The sequence below is a fragment of the Flagellimonas flava genome (assembly GCF_900129665.1).
Taxonomy (GTDB): domain Bacteria; phylum Bacteroidota; class Bacteroidia; order Flavobacteriales; family Flavobacteriaceae; genus Flagellimonas; species Flagellimonas flava.
Map to the genome: position 1 here is coordinate 37403 of NZ_FQWL01000010.1, position 20954 is coordinate 58356.

The following is a 20954-nucleotide window of genomic DNA, read 5'->3' on the forward strand; positions in this document are numbered from 1 at the left end:
TGAAATTACGATTTTAATAAAAAAGCCCCAAGGAACATTTGCTCCCCAGGGCCTATTTTTTTCTTTTATTATATCGCTAGAAACCTATATCATCATCAAGGTCGTCTTCGGTATCGGTTTCCTCCTTAAATTCTTTGAGTACTTTGGTGCAATCTACATTGATGGTCATTTCCTCTGGTGCCTCAAAAGCCTCTTTTGAAACGTCCAATTCCTCATTTTCATAATTCTTTTTCATGTAGAGTGCCCAGATGGGTAACGCCATGGAAGCCCCTTGTCCGTATGACAGACTTCTAAAGTGAACAGAACGGTTATCGCCACCTACCCATACACCGGTCACGAGATTGGGTACCATGCCCATAAACCATCCATCACTTTGATTCTGGGTGGTCCCTGTTTTTCCCGCAATGGGATTTGTAAGCTCATAGGGATACCCGGTAACTACATCTTTATAGACCCGCTGCTCCTTGGCAAAGGTATGTCGAAGTCGGGTCCCCGACCCTCCTTGGGTAACTCCTTCCATAAGATTCACCACTGCATAGGCAACGTCCTTGCTCAATACGTCTTTGGTCTCCGGAACATATTCGTACAAAACCGTTCCATTTTTATCCTCGATCCGTGTGACCATTACAGGTTTAACGTATACCCCTTGGTTGGCAAAGGTTCCGTAGGCACCCACCATTTCATATACGTTCATATCTGGTGTTCCCAAAGCGATTGCAGGCACTTCAAGAATCTCCCGGGTGATTCCCATATCCTTGGCAATGGCAACTACAGACCCAGGGCCCACTTTGTCTATAAGCTGCGCCGTGACCGTGTTTACCGAGTTGGCCAATGCGTTTTTAAGGGTGAGGTTCTTTCCAGAATATTTCCCGTCTGAATTTTTCGGACACCATGCCTCAGGATTCCCATGCTTCAGCGGCTCTATACAATATTGGTTGTCCGGTAAGGAGTCACAGGGGGAATAGCGTAGCTGATCAATTGCCGCCGCATAAACAAAGGGCTTAAATGTGGATCCTGCCTGACGTGCTCCCTGATATACGTTATCATATTGAAAATGTTTATAATCCACGCCCCCTACCCAGGCCTTTACATGGCCCGTTTGCGGTTCCATGGACATCATGGCCGTCCGTAGAAAAGTTTTGTAGTAGCGGATGGAATCCAGCGGGGTCATGATCGTGTCCTTTTCATAGGAATCACTGTTCCAATCGAAAACGGTCATCTCTGTTTTTTCATGAAAAGATTTTTCTATCTCCTCAGCACTTTTTCCTTCGCGGGCCATGCTCCTCCATCTAGGGGATGTTCTCATCCCGCTGCGCATGATGGTATCAATGGCTCCCTTGGTCAAATCCAAAAATGGAGCTGTAGGGTTCCGCTTTGGTGTATTTTGGTGAAAAAACTCAGCCTGCAAATTCTTCATGTGCATCTCCACCGCTTCTTCTGCATTTTTCTGCATCCGTGAATCGATGGTCGTGAAGATTTTAAGGCCATCCATATAAATGTTGTACTTCTCCCCGTCTGGTTTTGGGTTGTCGCGCACCCATTTGTTAAGCCAGCTTTGGGTATACATCCTAAAATAGGTGGCCAATCCTTCACGGTGCGATTCTGGACTGAAATTGATATCCATTTCCAGGTTCTGAAGTGAGTCTTTTTCCTTTTCGGTGATATAATCGTATTTGGCCATCTGGCCCAAAACCGTATTTCTTCGATTTTTAACCAGCTCCGGCCTACGGATGGGATTAAAGTAGGACGAGTTTTTCAGCATACCAACAAGCACTGCCGACTCTTCTGTTCTTAGATCCTTGGGCTCCTTTCCAAAATAGATCCGGGACGCGGAACGAATTCCATCGGCATTGTTCAAAAAATCATAGATGTTCAAGTACATCGCTATGATTTCTTGTTTGGTATAATTGCGCTCCAATCGGGTAGCTATTACCCACTCCTTTATTTTTTGGGTTATTGCGGAAAAAATGTTCTTGGATCTTACCCCCACGAAAAGTTGTCTTGAAAGCTGTTGTGAAATGGTACTGGCTCCACCTTTGGTTCCCAAATAAGCGAAGGCCCTAATGGTTCCCCTGGCATCAATCCCCGCATGATCATAGTAGCGCGCATCTTCGGTTGCTACCAACGCATCAACCAAGTTTTGTGGCAAATCTTCATAGGCCACGGGTGTCCTGTTATCATCCAAATAGAGCTTTCCCAAGGTTTCCCCATCGGCAGAAATAATCTCTGTGGCCAGATTGGTGTTTGGGTTTTCCAAATGCTCAAAAGTGGGCATATCACCAAAAGCTCCCCAAGAGGCCAAAAGAAAAATTAAAACTGCCAGAAGAATGCCCGATCCAAAGAGAATCCAAAACCATTTAATGAAAGGAAAGAAGCTTTTTTGCTCCTTTTGTTTAGCTTTTGCCATTGTTCTTATTGGGTACTTTTTTCTATTTCCAAACCTACATCAGTGATGCCCTGCAAAATGTGAAGGCCGTCCACTTCGCCATTTTTTCGCATGGCATGCGCAACTCGTAGTTTATATACGCCCGAATCTGGAAAAACGATGTTTTCCCGATACCAAAGCTTGTTTTCCTTAATGCTTCCCACACCTTTGCCCAACCATTCCCCTGTTGGCTCGGCCATTTTAAATTCCAGGGTGTCCTTGATGGTATTTCCATCCGGGTATTCCAGTTCGGTAATCAAAAACAGATTGCTGAACTCAAAGGTGTTATCATTTCTAATACTGATGAACATGTGATGGTTCTGAACGGAGTCGAGTTGGGAAAACTCAAAATCCATGGCCTTGCCTATTTCCCATTTTCCATTTCCAACAGGCACATAGTCCGAAAAAACCAGATTGCTATTGCATGAAACCATGCACAACAAGAAAACCAAGGCATAGCATATTTTATTGCGCATTAGGGGAGGCTTTTCGTTTGTTTTTTCTTCTTTTCTTGTTTCGTTTCTTTTTATTGGGACGATCAAAACGGGTTAGACTGTCCTGGCCAACAACATTCTCAAAAACCATTTTCTCCTCACTTACGTTGTCCTGGGCATATTCCTCAAGACTGGCGATCTTTTCATTCTTTTTGTTTCGCTCCAAGATTTCCAAAACATGATCTTTGTCTAGAGCGTGCCAAGTGGCCGGATCGTCCCGGTATGAAAACCAGAGTGTTTGTTTAAAAATATCTGCCTTCTGACAAAATGCGATTCCCTTTTTGGTTTGCAGTTTACTGTCTTGAGGAGGAAAGTCCTTCAATGCCTCCAAATACATATCCAACTCGTAGTTGAGACAGCATTTAAGTTTGCCACATTGCCCCGCCAATTTTTGGGGATTCAGTGCCAATTGTTGGTATCTGGCGGATGCGGTACTCACTGATCTAAAATCCGTAAGCCAGGTGGAGCAGCACAATTCCCGCCCGCACGATCCTATTCCGCCCAAACGTTGGGCCTCTTGGCGGTAACCGATCTGGCGCATTTCTATACGAATGCCAAAAGCTTTGGCCATATCCTTGATCAGCTGTCTAAAATCCACCCGTTCTTCGGCGGTATAATAAAAAGTGGCCTTGGATCCATCGCCCTGAAATTCCACATCACTCAGTTTCATCTGCAGTTTAAGGGAGATGGCAATCTCGCGGGAACGTTTTTGAACTTCGGCCTCCTTGCTCCTGCTTTTTTGCCAGATGTCCATATCGCGTTGCGATGCTTTTCTGTAGATTTTGGGAAGGGTCTTATCGTCCAGTGCCACTTTTTTCTTGCGCATCTGCACCTTTACCAGTTCCCCGGTCAGCGTTACGGTACCCACATCATGTCCGCTTTTGGCCTGGGTGGCCACCACATCACCAATGGCAAGGGGAATACCTTCCACATTTCTATAAAATTCCTTTCTGCTGTTTTTAAATCGAACCTCAACGCAATCAAAAGGTTTTTGCCCGTTGGGGAGCGACATATTGGAGAGCCAGTCAAAGACTGTGAGCTTGTTACAACCATCCGTGCCGCAAGTACCGTTGTTCTTGCAACCCCGCGGTTGTCCATCCGTGCCGGTTGAACAACTGCTACATCCCATATTTAATATCTTGATTTAGAGCGATGCCGAAGCATTATTCTAAAAAGGGTTCATACTTAATCTAGATGTAAATATAGCACAAATTGGGGCAGTAGGGAAATGGCTCTTGATATCGCAGTGGGAGCAAATACCATGAACCGTCAACCCAAAAGGGGTATTCGTCAATTCAAAATGGGCATTCGTTAGATCTCTTCTTACAAATTGAACAATAGCTTCCATTTTTGGCCATTAATTATTAAACACCCAGACATGAAACTAAAAGCTTTATTTACCCTTGTGTTTTGCGCAATAATCTCATTTTCCTGTGAAGAAGATCCCGTACAGGAGAACCGACCTCCCACCTTGGAGGACCAAACTTTTACTGTCAGTGAAAAAACCTCACCGGTAGACGAAATAGGAACATTAAAAGTAGTTGACCCGGACGGAGACCCCATTTCTTTCTCCATAGAAACCAATGACAACGATTTTTTTGTGATGACGAATCGGGGGACCATAAGTCTTGCCAACGGCAAACGATTTGACTTTGAGATGGCAGAATCCCATAACATTATGGTAAGTGCCAGCGATGGAACAGCATCTGACAACGCTACCGTTACCATACGGGTCATCGGTACTGATCTTGCCCCTATTGTAAATTCGAATGCTTTCACTGTAATGGAAGATATCAGTACAACGGATATCATTGGAACCGTTGAGGCGGAAGACCCGGAAGGAGAAGAACTTGCCTTTTCCATTGCAGATCAAAATCCTCTTTTTCAAATAAACAATAATGGTGAACTAAGTCTCGCCGAAGATCAAAATCTGGATTACGAAACCTCAGAATTCCATAAGGTCAATATCGAAGTAAGCGACGGAACAAATACTACCCAGAAACAAATCACCATAAACGTGCAGAATGTTATTGATCCTCCCTACGCTTTGGAAAAATCTTCATTTGTTGTAACCTTTAAGACTACTTTGGCCAACGAGGAAGTCGGGTTTGGAGCAGATGAAAATCTTCCAAATGATTATATATTGGATTGGGGCGATGGTACCATTGAAAAAATTGATAAAGGTAGTCCTCAGAGCCATGTATACGAAAAACCCGGTACTTATAAGGTGGCCATCAATGGACAGTTCTCCAGAATAATTATGGACAACCATCCTTCCGCCACCAAACTAATGAGTATTGAGAATTGGGGCGCAGTTGAATGGAAAAATTTCCGAACCGCCTTTAAAGGCTGTAGCAATCTAACTTATAATGCTACCGATGCCCCCAATTTGTCCACAGTAACGGACTTGGCCTATATGTTTAGGGATGCATCCTCGTTCAACGGAGATGTAAGCAACTGGGATGTGAGCAAGGTAACAAATATGGAACAGATGTTCTATGGGGCCAGCTCATTCAACAGTGATTTGAGCAGTTGGGAATTAAAAAATGTCCTCTACATAAATTCAATGTTTCAAAATGCTACTTCCTTTAATGGAGATGTTACTTCTTGGAACGTAAGCAAAGTGAAGTCTATGGCCAACACGTTCAATGGGGCCGATTCATTTGACCAAAATCTAGGCGGATGGAACATTACTGCTGTTACCAATATCTCAGGAATGCTTTCGAACTCTAAACTTTCCGTAGAAAACTATAGCAATACACTTATCGGCTGGGAAGGGCAAGAAGGTACCCCAACCGGCATAACCTTGGGTGCACATGGCCTAGAGTATTGTGGTTTTGATGCAGTGATAGCAAGAAACACATTAACGGACATAGATGGCTTGGATTGGGTTATCCAAGGGGATGAAGGATGTCCACAGCCATAGACAAGTATTTTAATTTTAGAGCCCCAGAAAGCCTGGCTCTCCGGGGTTCTTTTTTACATAACACTTCCCTGATTTCGCTGCCCGAAATCTTTCCCTTCTCAAGAAGGGAGTTTGTCCATTTCATCAGAAATAACTCCCCTCTCGAGAGGGGCTGGGAGTGTGTTACCGATACCCTCCTGTTCGGAGGGCAGGCAACTTTTCCTGCCTTGCTCCGAACAGTCATCCGTTCTCGATACATCCCGAATAAAATTCGAGACACTCGAACTGATGGTTGCAAAATCCGTCAACCCAAACTGGCCATCCATCAACCCAAAGCATGTATCCGTTAATTGGGGCTGAGCAGAACAAAAAATAGGGGGCACTTTTAATGCTTAATTGTAAAATTCACAAAAAAATGAAACTGAAAAACCTATTTGTAATTGCCATTTTTACCTTGGCTGCCGTTTCCTGCAGCAAGGATGATGACAAAACCGATGACACTCCAAAGGCGAAAACCCCTAAAATTACCGGTCACACAGAAAGCGGACTAGTTGGCTCAACCTTGGTCATTAACGGAACCGATTTTGGAGCCGACATTGCCGATAACACGGTAACCTTAAGTGGTGTTACCGTAACCCTTAGCGATGCTAACACCACAAAATTGACCGGAACCGTGCCGGAGGGTGCCCAGACAGGAAAAATTAAAGTGACCACTGCTGAAGGAACTGCTACTAGCACCAATGATTTTATTGTAACCGTGGAAGAAACCAACCAAGTACCAACCATCACAGAAGGCCAAGTGTTTTCTGTTAAGGAAGACATCGATGATGCTTTCCAAATTGGCTCGGTAGAAGCCAATGACAAGGATGGCGACCCTCTCACTTTTTCCATTACGGACGAGGACAATACACTCTTTAAGGTTACTTCTGATGGCCAGCTAAGTTTGCTGGATGGGGTAAGTTTGGATTATGAAACCGTAACTTCTCATGAGCTTACCGTGGAGGTTGATGATGGCACGGACACCGCCCAAGAAGTTATCACCATTGAGGTACAGAATGTAATTGATGCCCCATATGCTTTAGAAGAATCTTCTTTTATTCTCAAATTTGAAACTACTACGCCAAATGAAGAAATTGGATTTGGAACCGACATAAATCTTGACTACGACTTCGTTGTTGACTGGGGAGACGGAACCATTGAGGAAATAAAAACTGGAGGCACCATGTTACATATGTTTAAAGAAGTCGGTATCCATACCGTTGCCATAAGCGGAAAGTTTCCTAAAATTTATTTTCCGAATCCTTTTAATATTCACGTTAAAAGCATAGAACAATGGGGAACCATTGAATGGAAAAGTTTTAATGGCGCCTTTCAAGAATGTGCTTACATGGAATATAATGCTACCGACGAACCTAATTTAACGAATGTGACTGACCTTTCCTTCATGTTTTACAAAGCCTATGATTTTAATGGCGATATAGGAGATTGGGATGTAAGTACTATCACCAATATGTCTTATATGTTTGGTAATGCAGAATCCTTTGATCAAAATCTTGGAGGGTGGAACATTACTGCTGTTACCAATATGTCAGGAATGCTTTCGAACTCTAAACTTTCCATGGAAAATTATGAAAACACCTTAATAGGTTGGGCCGGGCAAACATCTGTGCCTGGTGGAATAGTACTTGGAGCCACCGGTCTTGAACGATGTTCTGAAGAAGCTGACGACGCTGCTGGGTTCTTAAGCAACGACCTGGAATGGACAATTGTTGATGAGGGTTGCGGCACATAATACTACCTAAGCCCCTTTGCAAACAAAACCCTCCTTTGCCTTGCGTCGGAGGGTTTTGTTTTTTTATTTCTTATACCTTAACACCTCCGAACGGCCCTTTTTAAAGATTTTATTGCTGACCTCCTTACCCTTTCGTAAGCGTTTTTGCTCCTCAAAAGGTAGCGCATGTACCTCTTTGCATTCTTTGGAGCAGCAGTCGTCCATGGCCTTGGCACACTCCTCGCATTGGATAAAGAGTAAATGGCAGGCCTCGTTGGCACAGTTTACATGTGTATCGCATGGCTTACCACATTGGTGGCAGTTGGAGATGATATCTTCCGAAATGCGCTCACCCCTTCGATGGTCGAATACAAAGTTTTTTCCCAAGAATTTGTTCTCCAAACCTTCGGCTTTTACTTGGCGGGTGTACTCAATGATCCCACCTTCCAACTGAAATACATTTTTAAAGCCTTTGTGCTTGTAGTAAGCACTGGCCTTTTCGCAACGGATACCTCCAGTGCAGTACATCACCAGTTTTTTATCCTCTTTGTGTTCTTTTAGATTTTCCTCAATAATGTCCAAAGAATCCCGAAATGTATCCACGTCCGGAGTTACGGCATTTTTAAAATGTCCGATCTCACTTTCATAGTGGTTGCGCATGTCCACAAGAACCGTATCCGGATCTTCAATGAGCTCGTTAAACTTTTCGGCTCCAACATGTACTCCTTTGTTGGTCACATCAAAAGTGTCGTCGTTGAGGCCATCGGCCACAATTTTGTGCCGCACCTTCACCTTAAGTTTCAAGAAGGATTTGTTGTCCTGTTCCACGGCAATATTCAAACGAACGTTTTCCAGAAAAGTAATACTGTCCAAATGGGTCTTAAAGACCTCAAAGTTGTCGGCCGGAACGGAAAGTTGGGCATTGATGCCCTCATTGGCCACATAGATTCTTCCCAAGACATCCAGTTCGTCCCAAGCTATAAAAAGGTGGTTCCTTAAAATTTGGGGATTCCCTATGTGTGCATATTTATAGAAAGAGATGGTCAACCGGTCTTTGCCGGCCTCCTCAATAAGCTTTTCTCTTTCCTTTGCGCTTAACGTATTGTACAGTTGCATGCTATACCAATAATTTAAGTTAAAGAATGAGTTCTAAAATAAAGTGGGGCAAAGTTAAACTTCTTGGGCAAAAAAGAAAAAGGGTTTCTAAAAAGAAACCCCTCCCAACCGATTAATCCTTTTTCATAGCGCAGAATTTCCCTTTTGCCAAAAGGCAACGAACGGTGTTACGCGTCCGCTATGATTATTCGAGTTAGTACAAACAAGATACAGTTGTTCAAAAAGGTTGCGTTGGGCTGTTGTTGGGTGGCAAAAGAAATGGTATTTTAGCCTTCCTAACATTGATAATTATGAGCAGCGAGAAAGAAGCAAAGCTAAAAGCCTTAAAACTAACATTGGACAAATTGGACAAGACCTATGGCAAGGGTGCCGTAATGAAGATGGGCGACAGTGTTGTAGAGGATGTGGAGGTAATTCCTTCAGGATCTTTGGGCTTGGATATTGCTTTAGGTGTTGGAGGATATCCCCGCGGAAGGGTAATAGAAATCTATGGTCCGGAATCTTCTGGTAAGACAACGCTTACCCTGCATGCCATAGCCGAGGCCCAAAAAAATGGAGGTATCGCCGCTTTTATTGATGCGGAACATGCTTTTGACCGTTTTTATGCTCAAAAACTGGGTGTGGATATAGATAACCTGATCATCTCCCAACCCGATCATGGGGAGCAGGCCTTGGAAATAGCCGATAACCTGATTCGCTCCGGCGCTATAGATATTGTTATTATAGATTCTGTGGCCGCCCTGACACCCAAGAGTGAAATTGAAGGGGAAATGGGAGATTCCAAAATGGGATTGCATGCCCGTTTAATGTCTCAAGCTTTACGAAAGTTGACCTCAACCATCAGCAAAACCAACTGTACGGTAGTCTTCATTAACCAATTGCGTGAAAAAATTGGGGTTATGTTTGGAAACCCGGAAACCACAACAGGTGGAAATGCACTTAAGTTCTACGCCTCGGTAAGGTTGGATATCCGCCGTTCCACGCAAATCAAGGATACGGACGGGACCGTACAAGGGAACAAAACCCGTGTAAAAGTGGTGAAGAACAAAGTGGCGCCGCCCTTTAAGACCGCAGAATTCGACATTATGTACGGTGAAGGGGTCTCCAAAATAGGAGAAATCCTGGATCTTGGCGTGGCTTACGAAATCGTGAAAAAGAGCGGTTCCTGGTTCAGTTATGGTGAAACAAAATTGGGTCAAGGACGGGATGCGGTAAAAGCCTTGTTAGCCGATAATCCCGAGTTATCTGAAGAGCTTGAAGCCAAAATCAAGGAGGCGATCGCCTTGGTAAACGCCTAAACCCACTCCATACTTTCCATTGCTTCTCCCAAAGGTTGTGAAAAACATACGCAACCCTTGTCTTTACTATTCATCTAGAGGATAAAAAAAGGAATTTTTATGATGAAAAAGGCGATGGTGCTGTTAATGCTATTGGGGGTGGCCGGCCTGTTCAGTGGATGCGAACTGGATGATGGGCAAAACTTCCATTTTACGACACTGTCCATTGTGGATGTCACGCTGCCAGAATCATTTGAACTTAACAAAACCTACGACATTGAAGTGACCTATGTGAGACCCGATGCCTGTACATTCTTTGAAGGCTTTGAGGTAACCCGTACCGGACAAACCGATAGGGATGTGGTCGTTATAGGTTCTGTTTTTACCGATGAGCAGGCCTGCGCACAGGTAATTCAAGAAGTAAGTGCTACATTTGAGTTTCAGGTCATTTATTCCGGGGAATACCACTTCAGGTTTTTTTCCGGAAGGGATACCAATGACAATGCAAACTTTTTGGAATTCACAGTTCCTGTGGTAGAATAAGCATTAATAGATATCAATAATCCAAAATTGACCAACATTTGGATCTTGAAGAGCTGATACATAACTGCAAAAAAGGCAAGAGACAGGCGCAAGCCGAATTGTACCGGAAATATTCCGGTATTCTTTTCGGTATGTGTCTTAAATATTCTAGGAACCGTACAGAGGCGGAAGATAATTTGCACGACAGTTTTATGACCATCTTCAGCAAGATGGATCAATACAATTTTAACGGGTCATTTGAAGGATGGATCAAAAGGATAACGGTGAATACCGTGCTCCAGAAATTTAGAAAGGAACAATACCTCAACGTGGTATCAGAAAACGTTGGAGAAGAAATAGAGGTGGACACCGAGCAAATGGACGTAAGTCTGTCCACTCTTTTGGGCTACATACAAGAGCTGCCCAACAAGTATAGGATAACGTTCAACCTTTACGTGTTGGATGGCTATAGCCATAAAGAAATAAGTGAGATGTTGGGAACATCCACTGGAACCTCAAAATCCAATTTGGCCAGGGCCAAGATGATTTTAAGGGAGAAAATAGAAAAAGAAAATATAAACATTGCTTAAATGGGGAAAAAGAATTTAGAGCAATTGTTCAGGGAAAAGTTAGGGGACTTTCATGAGGTTCCAGATGAAAAGGTCTGGAAATCCATAGAGGCTTCCCTGGACAAAAAGAAACGGAAAAGGGTAGTGCCCATTTGGTGGCAACTCGGTGGAGTTGCGGCCGTATTGGCCATCCTATTGTACGTCTTTGGGCCTTTCGGCAACGAAGTCGTTGATGAACAGATTCAGGTTACAGAAACCGAAAATAAGAGAACTACAGAACCAGAAAACAATACTGCAGATGAGCTCCTAAATTCTGCAGATGTTTCGGGTGACGAAGGTTTGGCTAATACGGAAGAGAGCGCGGATTCTTCAAAAGAGGAAAATGCCGTAGCCGAAACCTCCGAGGATGCTATTGATAATCTCCAAAAGAACCAAAGCCGTACCAATACGCAATTGGCCGTCTCGGATTCCGAGAAAAAGAAGAATACTTCTGATCAGAAGCAATTGGCTCCCTTAGAATCAAATAAAGATGTCCGAACCACCGAAGTGGTGGATGCCGGAATGGAAAAAGCGGGGGAAAATAGTATCAACGAAAACTCGGAAGCCGTTGCATCCGATATTACCCAGCATCAGTTTGATACGGAAAAGAAAGACTTGTTTAAGACCACTACTGAGGAAAAGGAAACGGTGGCAGAAAACAAAAATCTGGACCAGTCGCTGGAAAATAAAGACCCATCCTTTATGCTAAAGGAGAAGAATGAGGAAAAGGAGGTCGTGGCATTGCAAGAAGAAGAAACGGAAAAAGAAGATGACCGACCCTCCATTTATGATGTGATAGCCAAACAGGAAGAAGAGGCCGTTGCCCAAAACTCTACAGGAAACAAATGGTCCATCGGTCCGTCCGTTGCACCTGTTTACTTCAGTGCTTCCGGTGAGGGGTCTCCGGTACATTCCAATTTTGCGGCCAATTCCAAGTCCGGTAATGTGGATTTAAGTTATGGCCTCACCGTAGCCTATGAAATTGGCAAAAAGCTCAAGGTACGTTCAGGGGTGCATCGGGTCAATTTTGGATACGATACCAATGATGTGGTCTTCTCATCTTCATTGAATGGGTCGGCAGACCAAATTGATAATATTGATTACAGCCGTACCTCCAGAAACGTTGTAGTGGAAAGCAAAGACAATAGTTCCTTAAATTCGGACTCTCCAGAATTTGCCGCAGCGGAAAGCGCTGTTTTGGATGGCAAAATGGTTCAGCAGTTGGGTTATGTGGAAGTTCCGGTTGAATTGAACTACAGTCTTATCGATAAGAAGTTTGGGGTTAATCTCATTGGAGGGGTCAGTTCTTTGTTCCTAGTGGACAATTCGGTGCTCCTAGAATCAGAGGGCCTAGTCACCGAAATGGGCGAGGCCAACAATGTGAACTCACTCAATTTCAGCACCAATATAGGAGTTGGGCTCAATTACGAATTCTCACCAAAAGTACAATTGAACTTGGAACCGGTATTTAAGTACCAGCTGAATACCTTTTCGGACACAGCAGGTTCTTTTAGACCTTTTTCCGTGGGCGTGTACAGTGGTGTAAGTTTTAAATTTTAAGGATTTATAAGAACCTTCGACAGGTCCAAATAAGAAGTTGGTTAGGAAGATTGCCCCTTAAGGCAATCACAAAGTGCCCCGCTTAAAGCGGGGCGTTTTTTATTCTGCACTTTGCATCAAACATTTTACCTAGGTACAAAAACAGGGTTTTGAAAAAAATTACTATTTTGAACTCCCTTCTTAAGTCCCAATCCCTTGAAAACCGAACAATTTGACGACATTCTTATCTATTTTTCCAAATCACTTTTGGGAAAGGAAGACGAGGATCAAATTCTATGGGATTTGGCCAAAAACTGCATTGCCAAATTGGGTTTTGTGGACTGCGTAATCTATCTGATAGATGAAAACCATAAATTTTTGGTGCAAAAAGCTGCCTATGGACCAAAAAACCCAAAGGACCATAAGCTGTACAATCCGGTTGAAATTGCGGTGGGCGAGGGAATCACCGGAGCCGTTGCACTATCCGGAAAAGCGGAGATTATTGGGGATACCTCCAAGGATAAACGTTACATAGTGGATGATGACCATCGACTATCAGAAATCTGCGTGCCCATCGCCCATGAAAAAATCATTTATGGGGTAATAGATTGTGAGCATCCGGAAAAGGGTTTCTTCACCCAACAACATCTAAAAATGCTTTCGGCCATAGCTTCTATTTGTGCCATCAAAATTAAAAGTGTGAGAGCCAACAATGCCCTTCGGGAAAAGCAGGAAAGTTTGCTTAAGATCAAGGAGGAAATGTTGGAATTACGGTTGAAAGTATTGAACTCCCAATTAAACCCACATTTTGTTTTTAATGCCCTGAACGCTATCCAGTACTATGTTACCCTTGGAAACAAAAAGGCCACGCTTGAATATTTGTCTGCCATAAGCAAATTATTGCGGTTTCATTTGAAACATCTAGATCGGGAAATGCTAGATCTTAAGGATGAGATTACTATGCTAGAGCTGTACTTGAAATTGCAAAAACTTCGCTATGAAGAGCATTTTGATTATGACATCATATTGGTCGAAGACGAGGTTAAGTTGGAGGCTGTAATTCCTTCGTTTGTGATTCAACCTCTACTTGAAAACCTTATAGAGGCTATCATGTCGGACCCCCGAGAAAAACAAAAATTGGATATCCATTTCATAATAGCCCAAGCCGAAATAATTGTGAATGTTACATACAAGGAAGATCCTGGAAGCCGGTTAATGGAAACCACACCCAGATATTCGGCCAAGGTGGCCCAATGGCAAGACCAGGTACGCTTGCTCAACTCAGTTAAACGGTATGGTATTAAAAAGGAAGAGGACTATGTAACAAAGAATGGGAATTCCTATTTAAGAACAAGTCTCAGATTGCCCAATCTATCCTCATAAATTTCGATTTTCCCTATATTATAATCCAGAACTAAGTTTCAAGCTAGCTAAGCTCCTTTAATATCACCTCCCTCACTTCTTCCCGTAAGGTAGATTTATCCTCTTCTGCCAAAATTCCTGTCTCAAAAAACCGATGCACCTTAGCCCGGACCCGGCCTGGACCTCCACTAAAAAATGAAAATGAAAATCGCTTTTTGTTATCATAAAAAGTCATGGGTACCACAGGTATTTTATGCGCAATGGCCATTTTAAAGGCCCCATCCTTAAACTCATCCAAGATTACATCCTCTTCAGGCACTCCACCCTCCGGAAAAATGCAGATACTTAAGCCCTGATCCAGACGTCGCTGAGCGCGAAGGTATACCCCTGTCCTGCTTCTAATACTGTCGCGATCCACCATAATGCAGACCCGCTTGTAGAAAAATCCAAAAACTGGAATTTTGACCAGTTCTTTCTTTCCCACAAAAACAAAAGGATTTTTGCTTACCACCAACATCAGCATAATGTCCAGCATACTGGTGTGGTTGGACACCAGCATATAACTTTTCCGCTTTTCCATTCGCTGTTCTCTTGTAATTTTTGGGAAACAACCCATTCCATAAAGAATAGGTCTTGCCCAAAGGTTCCTGGCCAACCAAAAGAATTGGGAATATGTTTTTTCAGATAGGGTGGTCAACAATAAAAAAGGAAAGAAAATAAAGATGGGAAGGGCTACCAATAGGTAAAACCAAATTCGGTACAGGGCATACCCAATGTTCCTGAAAAATTGAACCATGTTTCAAAAGTAGAATTTTTGAATATCTTTAGGGAAACAACCTTAAAAACTTGATTATGGGAATTTTGTATGCCATTTTAATCGGGGCTGCTGCAGGATGGCTGGCCGGTAAAATTATGAAAGGGGGCGGTTTTGGCGCACTTATTAATATTATTTTGGGTATTGTTGGTGGTGCTGTGGGCAATTGGCTTTTTGGTACTTTGGGCATCCAAATCGGCTCAGGATTGGTAGGCGACTTGATCACCGGGGTTATAGGTGCGGTGGTGATTCTTTTTGTGGCGGGACTATTTAAAAAGTAATTCTGAACATTTTATTTATAAGCGGCCCTAGGCTGCTTTTTTAATCCCTGCTGGATTGTTACTTTTACGGCCTAAATACTTGTTATGGCCAGAATTTTAACGGGAATCCAAAGTACGGGAACCCCACATTTGGGTAATATTTTGGGTGCTATTATGCCCGCCATTCAAATGGCGCAGGACCCCAAAAACGAGTCCTTTCTGTTTATTGCGGATATGCATTCCCTTACCCAAATTAAAAATGGGGAGGAACTCCGTAACAACACCTATGCCACCGCTGCCACATGGCTGGCCTTTGGGTTGGATATTGATAAAACCGTTTTTTACCGTCAAAGTGATGTGCCCCAGGTAACAGAATTGGCCTGGTACTTGAGCTGTTTCTTTCCGTATCAACGCCTTACCCTGGCCCATTCCTTCAAGGACAAGGCTGATCGACTGGAAGATGTAAACGCCGGATTGTTTACCTACCCTATGTTGATGGCCGCGGATATTTTATTGTACGATGCCCATGTGGTGCCCGTTGGAAAAGATCAACTGCAGCACTTGGAAATGACGCGCGATGTAGCCTCCCGGTTCCACCACCAGTTTGGAGAAACCTTTGTGTTGCCCGATGCCAAGGTACAGGAAGAGACCATGTACGTTCCCGGCACGGACGGGGAGAAAATGAGCAAGAGCAAAGGAAATATTATCAACCTATTCCAGCCTGATAAAAAATTGCGAAAACAGCTTATGGGGATTGTAACGGATAGCACCCCGATGGAAGAACCAAAAGACCCTTCCAAGGATAATGTATTCGCCCTTTATAGGATTTTGGCCCAACCCGATCAGATTGAGGAAATGAGTGCCAACTATTTGGCAGGAAACTATGGCTATGGCCACGCCAAACAAGCTCTTTACGAAGTAATCCTAGAGAAATTTGCCGAACCCCGTGAGCGATTTGAATACTACATGAATCATCTCAACGAAGTTGATGAAGCTTTGGCCATTGGCGCTGAAAAAGCTAGGAAGGTGGCCGATGGGGTATTGGAACGGGTCCGTGAAAAACTAGGGTATTAAGCTTAGATAGCTTCAAACAATTTACCGGGCAAAGGGCGTATCACCCCCTTCATTTCCATGCCAAGAAGCACTGACGAAACTAAATGGACAGGTAATTTACAGTCCAAAGCAACGACGTCCAGCAATTGTTTCCCGTTCAATTGCAGGTAGGAGTAGATAGACTTTTCTGTTTCATCCAATTGAACAAATAACTCTCTTTGCACTGGGCGCTTAGGCTCTTGTTGCAATTTCCAGTTCAACATATAGACCAAATCGGCAGCGGAAGTCAACAGCTGGGCTTTCTGTTGTTTGATAAGATTGTTGCATCCTGCACTGAACTTATCCGTGTGCCTGCCGGGCAATGCAAAAACTTCCCTATTGTAATCATGGGCGAGATTGGCGGTAATCAAGCTACCTCCCTTTTCAGCAGATTCAATGACCACAGTTGCTTGACTCATACCGGCAATTATCCGGTTCCGTTTTAAAAAATTCTCCCGATCCGGTTGACTACTGCTCCAAAATTCTGTACAGAAGCCTCCGTTTAACTCTACACTCTGTGCATACTTTTTATGGCTCTTGGGGTATATCTGGTTTAGTCCATGGGCCAAACATCCTATGGTTTGCAAACCGGCCTCCATGGCCATTCGTTGAATAGTTATGTCGACACCGTAGGCAAACCCACTAATGATCACCGGATTCAATGGTGTAATTTCCTCAATGAAGTTTTCACAGAACAGTCTTCCCTGGCTGGTGATATTTCGGGTTCCCACAACGCTTATGAGCTTTTTGCCTTTCAGGTCAATGTTTCCTCTTTGGAACAAAACAATGGGTCCATCCAAACAATGTTTCAGCATTTCCGGATATCCATCATCCATGAAGTAGGACAAGGCAACATCGTTTGAGGAAATATATTGCCATTCTTCCTCAGCTTCGTCTTGGTAAACTTTGTCAAAAAGACCTTTCAGGGTGTATTTTCCAATACCTTCAATTTTTAGAAGGTGCGACTTTTTATCCTGAAAAACTGCAGTTGGACAGCCACAATATGCAATGAGTTTTTTAGCGGTAAGGTCCCCAATATTGGGAACGGCCTGCAGGCGAAGGCAGGCAATAATTTCAGCCTCAGTCATTTGATTGGGTAGGTTAAGTTGTCCACAAAGTACCACTTTTCAAATGTTAATAAAAAGTTATGGGGTATATTTTGTCCTCTTGCTTTTTTTGCAATATTTGTGGCTATGCGGATTGATGCACATATAGAAAAACTTCTTTACAACTACAACTGTGTTGTGGTTCCTGGTTTTGGTGCTTTTCTAGCGCATGGCAAATCTGCAGAAATTGATACTGCCTCACAAACATTGCTTCCTCCCACCAAGGCGATTTCCTTTAATGCACAGTTGACCAAGAATGACGGTTTGCTCGTGTCACATATCGCCAAGGAAAAGAATTTGGGGTACGAGGAAATGCTTCAGGAGGTAGAGGCGGTTGCCCAAACCTGGCGAAGCAAGTTGGAGCAAGGTGAGGACATTGAGTTGTTCGGTGTTGGAAAGCTATCCTTAAACAGGGAAAACAAAATTCAGTTTAAGCCTGAAGACAAAATCAATTATCTTACCTCTTCCTTTGGTCTTTCAGCTTTTGCCGCTACTCCGATTCAAAGAGAGACCTTGAAAGAGGAGGTTGAAGAATTGGAAGAACGCATTCCATTCATCATCACACCTGAAAAAAGGGAAACATCTTCTTTTAGGCCATGGTTAAAGTATGCTGCCATTGTATTGCTGGCCGTATCCGTAGGTACCACTTCGTTCCGTGCCTATGAACAAGTGGAGCAAAACCAGGTTTCCGTAAGACAGGATGCCCAAAAAGAGGTGTCCCGACTTATTCAGGAGGCCACCTTCTTTGAAAACGCACCTTTGGAACTCCCAGCACTTAGCCTTGCCGTAAACAAAAGAAAGCTTGGCAAACACCATGTCATTGCTGGGGCATTTCGAGTGGAACAAAATGCGGAAAAGAAAGTAGCCCAACTCAAGAATAAGGGTTTTCGTGCCTTTTACTTGGGGATAAATCGTTTTGGACTTCACCAAGTGGCGTATGACAGTTTTGAAAATCCAAAGGAGGCTCTCAAATTCCTTAGAAAAATAAAGGCCACCGAATCTCCCGATGCTTGGCTATTGTCCGAGAAATAGTCCAGCTTTCTTTAATACCAGTATCCACTTCAATATCTTTGCGCAAAATTTTAAGGAATGAGCACAAAAAAGCCCAGTGAATCGCGAACTGTAATGACCGATATGGTCTTGCCAAGTGAAACCAATCCATTGAATAACCTCTTTGGAGGGGAACTTTTGGCCCGGATGGATCGGGCTGCAAGTATAGCCGCCAGAAGACATAGCCGCAGAATCACCGTTACCGCTTCGGTAAACCATGTGGCTTTTAACCGTTCCGTTCCATTAGGCAGTGTGGTTACTGTTGAAGCGTCCGTATCCCGCGCATTTAAAACCTCAATGGAAATTTATATTGATGTTTGGATGGAAGATCGCTTTACCGGGGAACGTGCCAAGGCCAACGAGGCTATCTATACCTTTGTCGCCGTTGATGAAACAGGTATTCCCACCGAAGTGCCGCAATTGGAACCTGAAACAGATTTGGAAAAGGAACGCTTTGCCGGGGCCCTTCGCAGAAAACAATTGAGCTTGGTGTTGGCTGGAAAAATGGAGCCCAATAAAGCTACGGAGCTAAAAGCTTTGTTTACTTCTTAAAAGTCAAAATTATCCGGGTCCGGGCCAAAGCGCTTTCCACGATCTAATTTGTCCAGTGCCTCCATGTCGGTTTCGCTGAGTTCGAAGTCAAAAATATCCGCATTGGCTACTATCCGCTCTTTCTTTGAAGATTTAGGGATGGTTATCACCCCTTTTTGAAGATCCCAACGCAATACAAGTTGTGCCACGGTCTTGTTGTATTTGGCAGCCATTTCCTTAAGCAATTCAATACCGAAGATATTTCCTTGCATCATAGGAGACCAGGCCTCGTATTGGATGTCTTTTTTATTACAAAAATCAATGAGCTCCTGTTGCACCAAATAGGGATGAAACTCCATTTGGTTGACCATGGGAACAATCTCTGCCGCATCCAAAAGATTCTCTAGGTGATGTTGCAAAAAATTGCTCACTCCAATGGCACGCACCCTTTTTTCTTGATACAAGCGTTCCATAGCCTTCCAGGTTTCCTTGGACAGTTCTCCCTTAGGCCAATGAATGAGGTACAAATCCAAGTAATCCAAGCCCAAACGTTCTAAGGTGGCATCAAATGCTTTTAGGGTGCTATCATATCCCTGATCGCTGTTCCATACCTTGCTTACTACAAAAATATCCTCTCTAGGCACCGAACTTTCTTCAATGGCCTGTCCAACTCCGTTTTCGTTTTCATAGATCGAGGCGGTATCAATGTGCCGATACCCATGCTCCAAAGCATCCTTGACAGCACTGATAACCTCGTTTCCATCTTTGGATAAATATACCCCCAAACCAAAGTAAGGCATCTCCACACCGTTGTTCAACGTAAAAGTGCCCTGTAAATCTGTAATGTTCCTCATACTATAACTGATATATCCAATCTTCCGGGTTTAGACGATTGGTGTCCTGGTACAAATAGAATTTAAGCTTGGTAGTGCCATCAAACCGATTGGTATAAATATCTCCAAGCACGTCTTTCACAGCTACCTTATCACCTTTTTTTACATAGAGTTTAGAAAGGTTATAATAGGTGCTAATATAGTTTCCATGCTTGATTTGCACACCTCTACTTCCTCCGGGCACGGTCAGTATAGCGATAACCTCACCTTCAAAAATGGCTCTGGCCTTACTCCCTTTATCCGTTGCGATGGTCACTCCATTGTTCCGGTGTTTTATTCCCGGATATAGTTTGTCACTATACACCCCATATCCTTGACTTTTAATTCCCTTTTCAACGGGCCAAATCAACTTACCCTTATTCGCTGAAAAATTAGTGGCCACCAATTTGGCTTCTGGAGTAAGAACAAATTTGGTTCTAGAAGTGGACTTCCCAGACCTTTTATTAGTGCTGGCAATGGCACTTTTTATCAAACGCTCAATTTCGCGGTCAATCTTTCTGGCCTCTTTTCGTTTCTTCTCGATAGCAGCAGTATACTTGGTTTCATTTTGTCGAATGCTACGGAGTAAGTTCTTTTGGGTCTCAATTTCCTTGAAAAGCCCATCCTTGACCTTTCGATTTTCGGCCAGTAACTGTTCTTTGGTCTTTCGCTGCGCCACCAACTCTTGGTTCAATTTTGCCAATTCATCCGTCTTAAGAATGATGTCTTCTCCTTGTTTCTTCCTGTGTTTGGCATATTGCTCCATATACTGGAGTCTCTTAAACGCTTGGTAAAAATTCTCCGCAGAGAGCAAAAACATCAATCTGCTCCCCTGGTTTTTATTCTGATAAGATTTCCGGATAAGGTTTGCGTAATCGGTTTTCAGGATTTTGAGGTCTTCCCGTAACTTGCTGATACTTCTAATATTTACATTGATTTGACGGTTCAGCAGATTGGACTGTTGGTTCGTAACGCGAATCAATTCTTGTCGTACATTGATTCGTTTGTCCAAAGCTTCCATTTGGTCCAGAACATTGCCCTTTTCCTTTTTCTCCGCAAAAAGAAGTCTGTTGATTTCCTTGATTTCCTGTTGCAACCGTTCCCTTTTGGCCTCCAGCGCTTTTTGCTCACCGGTCTGTGCAGTCAAGCTTGATGTTAGCAAGAGCACAAATAGCAGTAAACAAATGTGATATGGAGCTTTACCGAACAT

The 20954-nt window shown here is 43.4% G+C and carries 19 protein-coding genes; 11 read left to right on the forward strand and 8 right to left on the reverse strand.

From position 1 onward, the window contains the following. Window positions 1-76: 76 nt before the first annotated feature. From BUC10_RS17145 to BUC10_RS17155, 3 genes are read right to left on the reverse strand one after another with little or no spacing between them, the layout of a single operon-like run. Window positions 77-2407: a penicillin-binding protein 1A gene (locus BUC10_RS17145; RefSeq protein WP_073181961.1), complete on the reverse strand. Its 2331-nt coding sequence runs from the start codon at window positions 2405-2407 to the stop codon at window positions 77-79. Between the two features lie 5 nt (window positions 2408-2412). Then, window positions 2413-2901, reverse strand: coding sequence for a gliding motility lipoprotein GldH (locus BUC10_RS17150; RefSeq protein ID WP_073182019.1), 489 nt, complete (start codon window positions 2899-2901; stop codon window positions 2413-2415). Continuing rightward, entirely contained in the window at window positions 2891-4048 is a 1158-nt protein-coding gene (locus tag BUC10_RS17155; protein ID WP_073181963.1) for a PSP1 domain-containing protein, read from the reverse strand. The genes BUC10_RS17150 and BUC10_RS17155 overlap by 11 nt, the downstream gene beginning before the upstream one ends. Before the next feature lie 249 nt (window positions 4049-4297). On the opposite strand from BUC10_RS17155, the gene BUC10_RS17160 reads away from it, so the two are divergent. Further along, a complete protein-coding gene (locus tag BUC10_RS17160) occupies window positions 4298-5845 on the forward strand; it encodes a BspA family leucine-rich repeat surface protein (RefSeq protein ID WP_073181965.1) in 1548 nt (515 codons plus the stop codon). Window positions 5846-6239: 394 nt separating this feature from the next. Beyond that, entirely contained in the window at window positions 6240-7616 is a 1377-nt protein-coding gene (locus tag BUC10_RS17170; RefSeq protein WP_073181969.1) for a BspA family leucine-rich repeat surface protein, read from the forward strand. Window positions 7617-7679: 63 nt separating this feature from the next. Here the strand turns inward: BUC10_RS17170 and trhO are convergent, their stop codons facing one another. After that, on the reverse strand, window positions 7680-8711 hold the full coding sequence (gene trhO, locus BUC10_RS17175) for an oxygen-dependent tRNA uridine(34) hydroxylase TrhO (RefSeq protein ID WP_073181971.1): 1032 nt from the start codon (window positions 8709-8711) through the stop codon (window positions 7680-7682). A 290-nt stretch (window positions 8712-9001) separates the two neighbouring features. Here trhO and recA point away from each other — a divergent pair, with 290 nt between their 5' ends. From recA to BUC10_RS17200, 5 genes are all read left to right on the forward strand, one after another. Continuing rightward, a complete protein-coding gene (gene recA / locus BUC10_RS17180) occupies window positions 9002-10009 on the forward strand; it encodes a recombinase RecA (RefSeq protein ID WP_073181973.1) in 1008 nt (335 codons plus the stop codon). Between the two features lie 99 nt (window positions 10010-10108). Next, window positions 10109-10531, forward strand: coding sequence for a hypothetical protein (locus tag BUC10_RS17185; RefSeq protein WP_245812852.1), 423 nt, complete (start codon window positions 10109-10111; stop codon window positions 10529-10531). A gap of 38 nt (window positions 10532-10569) precedes the next feature. Then, window positions 10570-11100 carry an RNA polymerase sigma factor gene (locus BUC10_RS17190; protein WP_073181977.1) on the forward strand — a complete coding sequence of 177 codons (531 nt, stop codon included), beginning with the start codon at window positions 10570-10572 and terminating at the stop codon, window positions 11098-11100. Beyond that, a complete protein-coding gene (locus BUC10_RS17195) occupies window positions 11101-12678 on the forward strand; it encodes an outer membrane beta-barrel protein (protein WP_073181979.1) in 1578 nt (525 codons plus the stop codon). It begins immediately after the preceding gene. A 195-nt stretch (window positions 12679-12873) separates the two neighbouring features. Then, a complete protein-coding gene (locus BUC10_RS17200; protein WP_073181981.1) occupies window positions 12874-14040 on the forward strand; it encodes a histidine kinase in 1167 nt (388 codons plus the stop codon). 43 nt (window positions 14041-14083) lie between these two features. Here BUC10_RS17200 and BUC10_RS17205 read toward each other — a convergent pair whose 3' ends face one another. Beyond that, a complete protein-coding gene (locus BUC10_RS17205; RefSeq protein ID WP_073181983.1) occupies window positions 14084-14815 on the reverse strand; it encodes a lysophospholipid acyltransferase family protein in 732 nt (243 codons plus the stop codon). 56 nt (window positions 14816-14871) lie between these two features. On the opposite strand from BUC10_RS17205, the gene BUC10_RS17210 reads away from it, so the two are divergent. Together BUC10_RS17210 and trpS are read left to right on the forward strand one after the other, a co-directional pair. Further along, window positions 14872-15114 carry a GlsB/YeaQ/YmgE family stress response membrane protein gene (locus BUC10_RS17210; protein ID WP_073181985.1) on the forward strand — a complete coding sequence of 81 codons (243 nt, stop codon included), beginning with the start codon at window positions 14872-14874 and terminating at the stop codon, window positions 15112-15114. An 84-nt stretch (window positions 15115-15198) separates the two neighbouring features. Then, window positions 15199-16167, forward strand: a complete 969-nt coding sequence (gene trpS, locus BUC10_RS17215) for a tryptophan--tRNA ligase (RefSeq protein ID WP_073181987.1) — start codon at window positions 15199-15201, stop codon at window positions 16165-16167. Window positions 16168-16169: 2 nt separating this feature from the next. Here the strand turns inward: trpS and dprA are convergent, their stop codons facing one another. After that, on the reverse strand, window positions 16170-17273 hold the full coding sequence (gene dprA, locus BUC10_RS17220) for a DNA-processing protein DprA (RefSeq protein WP_073181989.1): 1104 nt from the start codon (window positions 17271-17273) through the stop codon (window positions 16170-16172). 105 nt (window positions 17274-17378) lie between these two features. Between dprA and BUC10_RS17225 the strand changes: the two genes are divergently transcribed. Next, complete coding sequence (locus tag BUC10_RS17225) at window positions 17379-18323, forward strand: HU domain-containing protein (protein WP_073181991.1); 945 nt, start codon at window positions 17379-17381, stop codon at window positions 18321-18323. Between the two features lie 57 nt (window positions 18324-18380). Continuing rightward, window positions 18381-18893 (forward strand): acyl-CoA thioesterase, encoded by a 513-nt coding sequence (locus BUC10_RS17230; protein WP_073181993.1) that lies wholly within the window; start codon window positions 18381-18383, stop codon window positions 18891-18893. On the opposite strand, the gene BUC10_RS17235 is transcribed toward BUC10_RS17230, so the two are convergent. Together BUC10_RS17235 and BUC10_RS17240 are read right to left on the reverse strand one after the other, a co-directional pair. Continuing rightward, window positions 18890-19726, reverse strand: coding sequence for an aldo/keto reductase (locus BUC10_RS17235; RefSeq protein WP_073181995.1), 837 nt, complete (start codon window positions 19724-19726; stop codon window positions 18890-18892). The two genes, BUC10_RS17230 and BUC10_RS17235, sit on opposite strands and share 4 nt — an antisense overlap. A 1-nt stretch (window position 19727) precedes the next feature. After that, on the reverse strand, window positions 19728-20954 hold the full coding sequence (locus BUC10_RS17240; protein ID WP_073181997.1) for a murein hydrolase activator EnvC family protein: 1227 nt from the start codon (window positions 20952-20954) through the stop codon (window positions 19728-19730).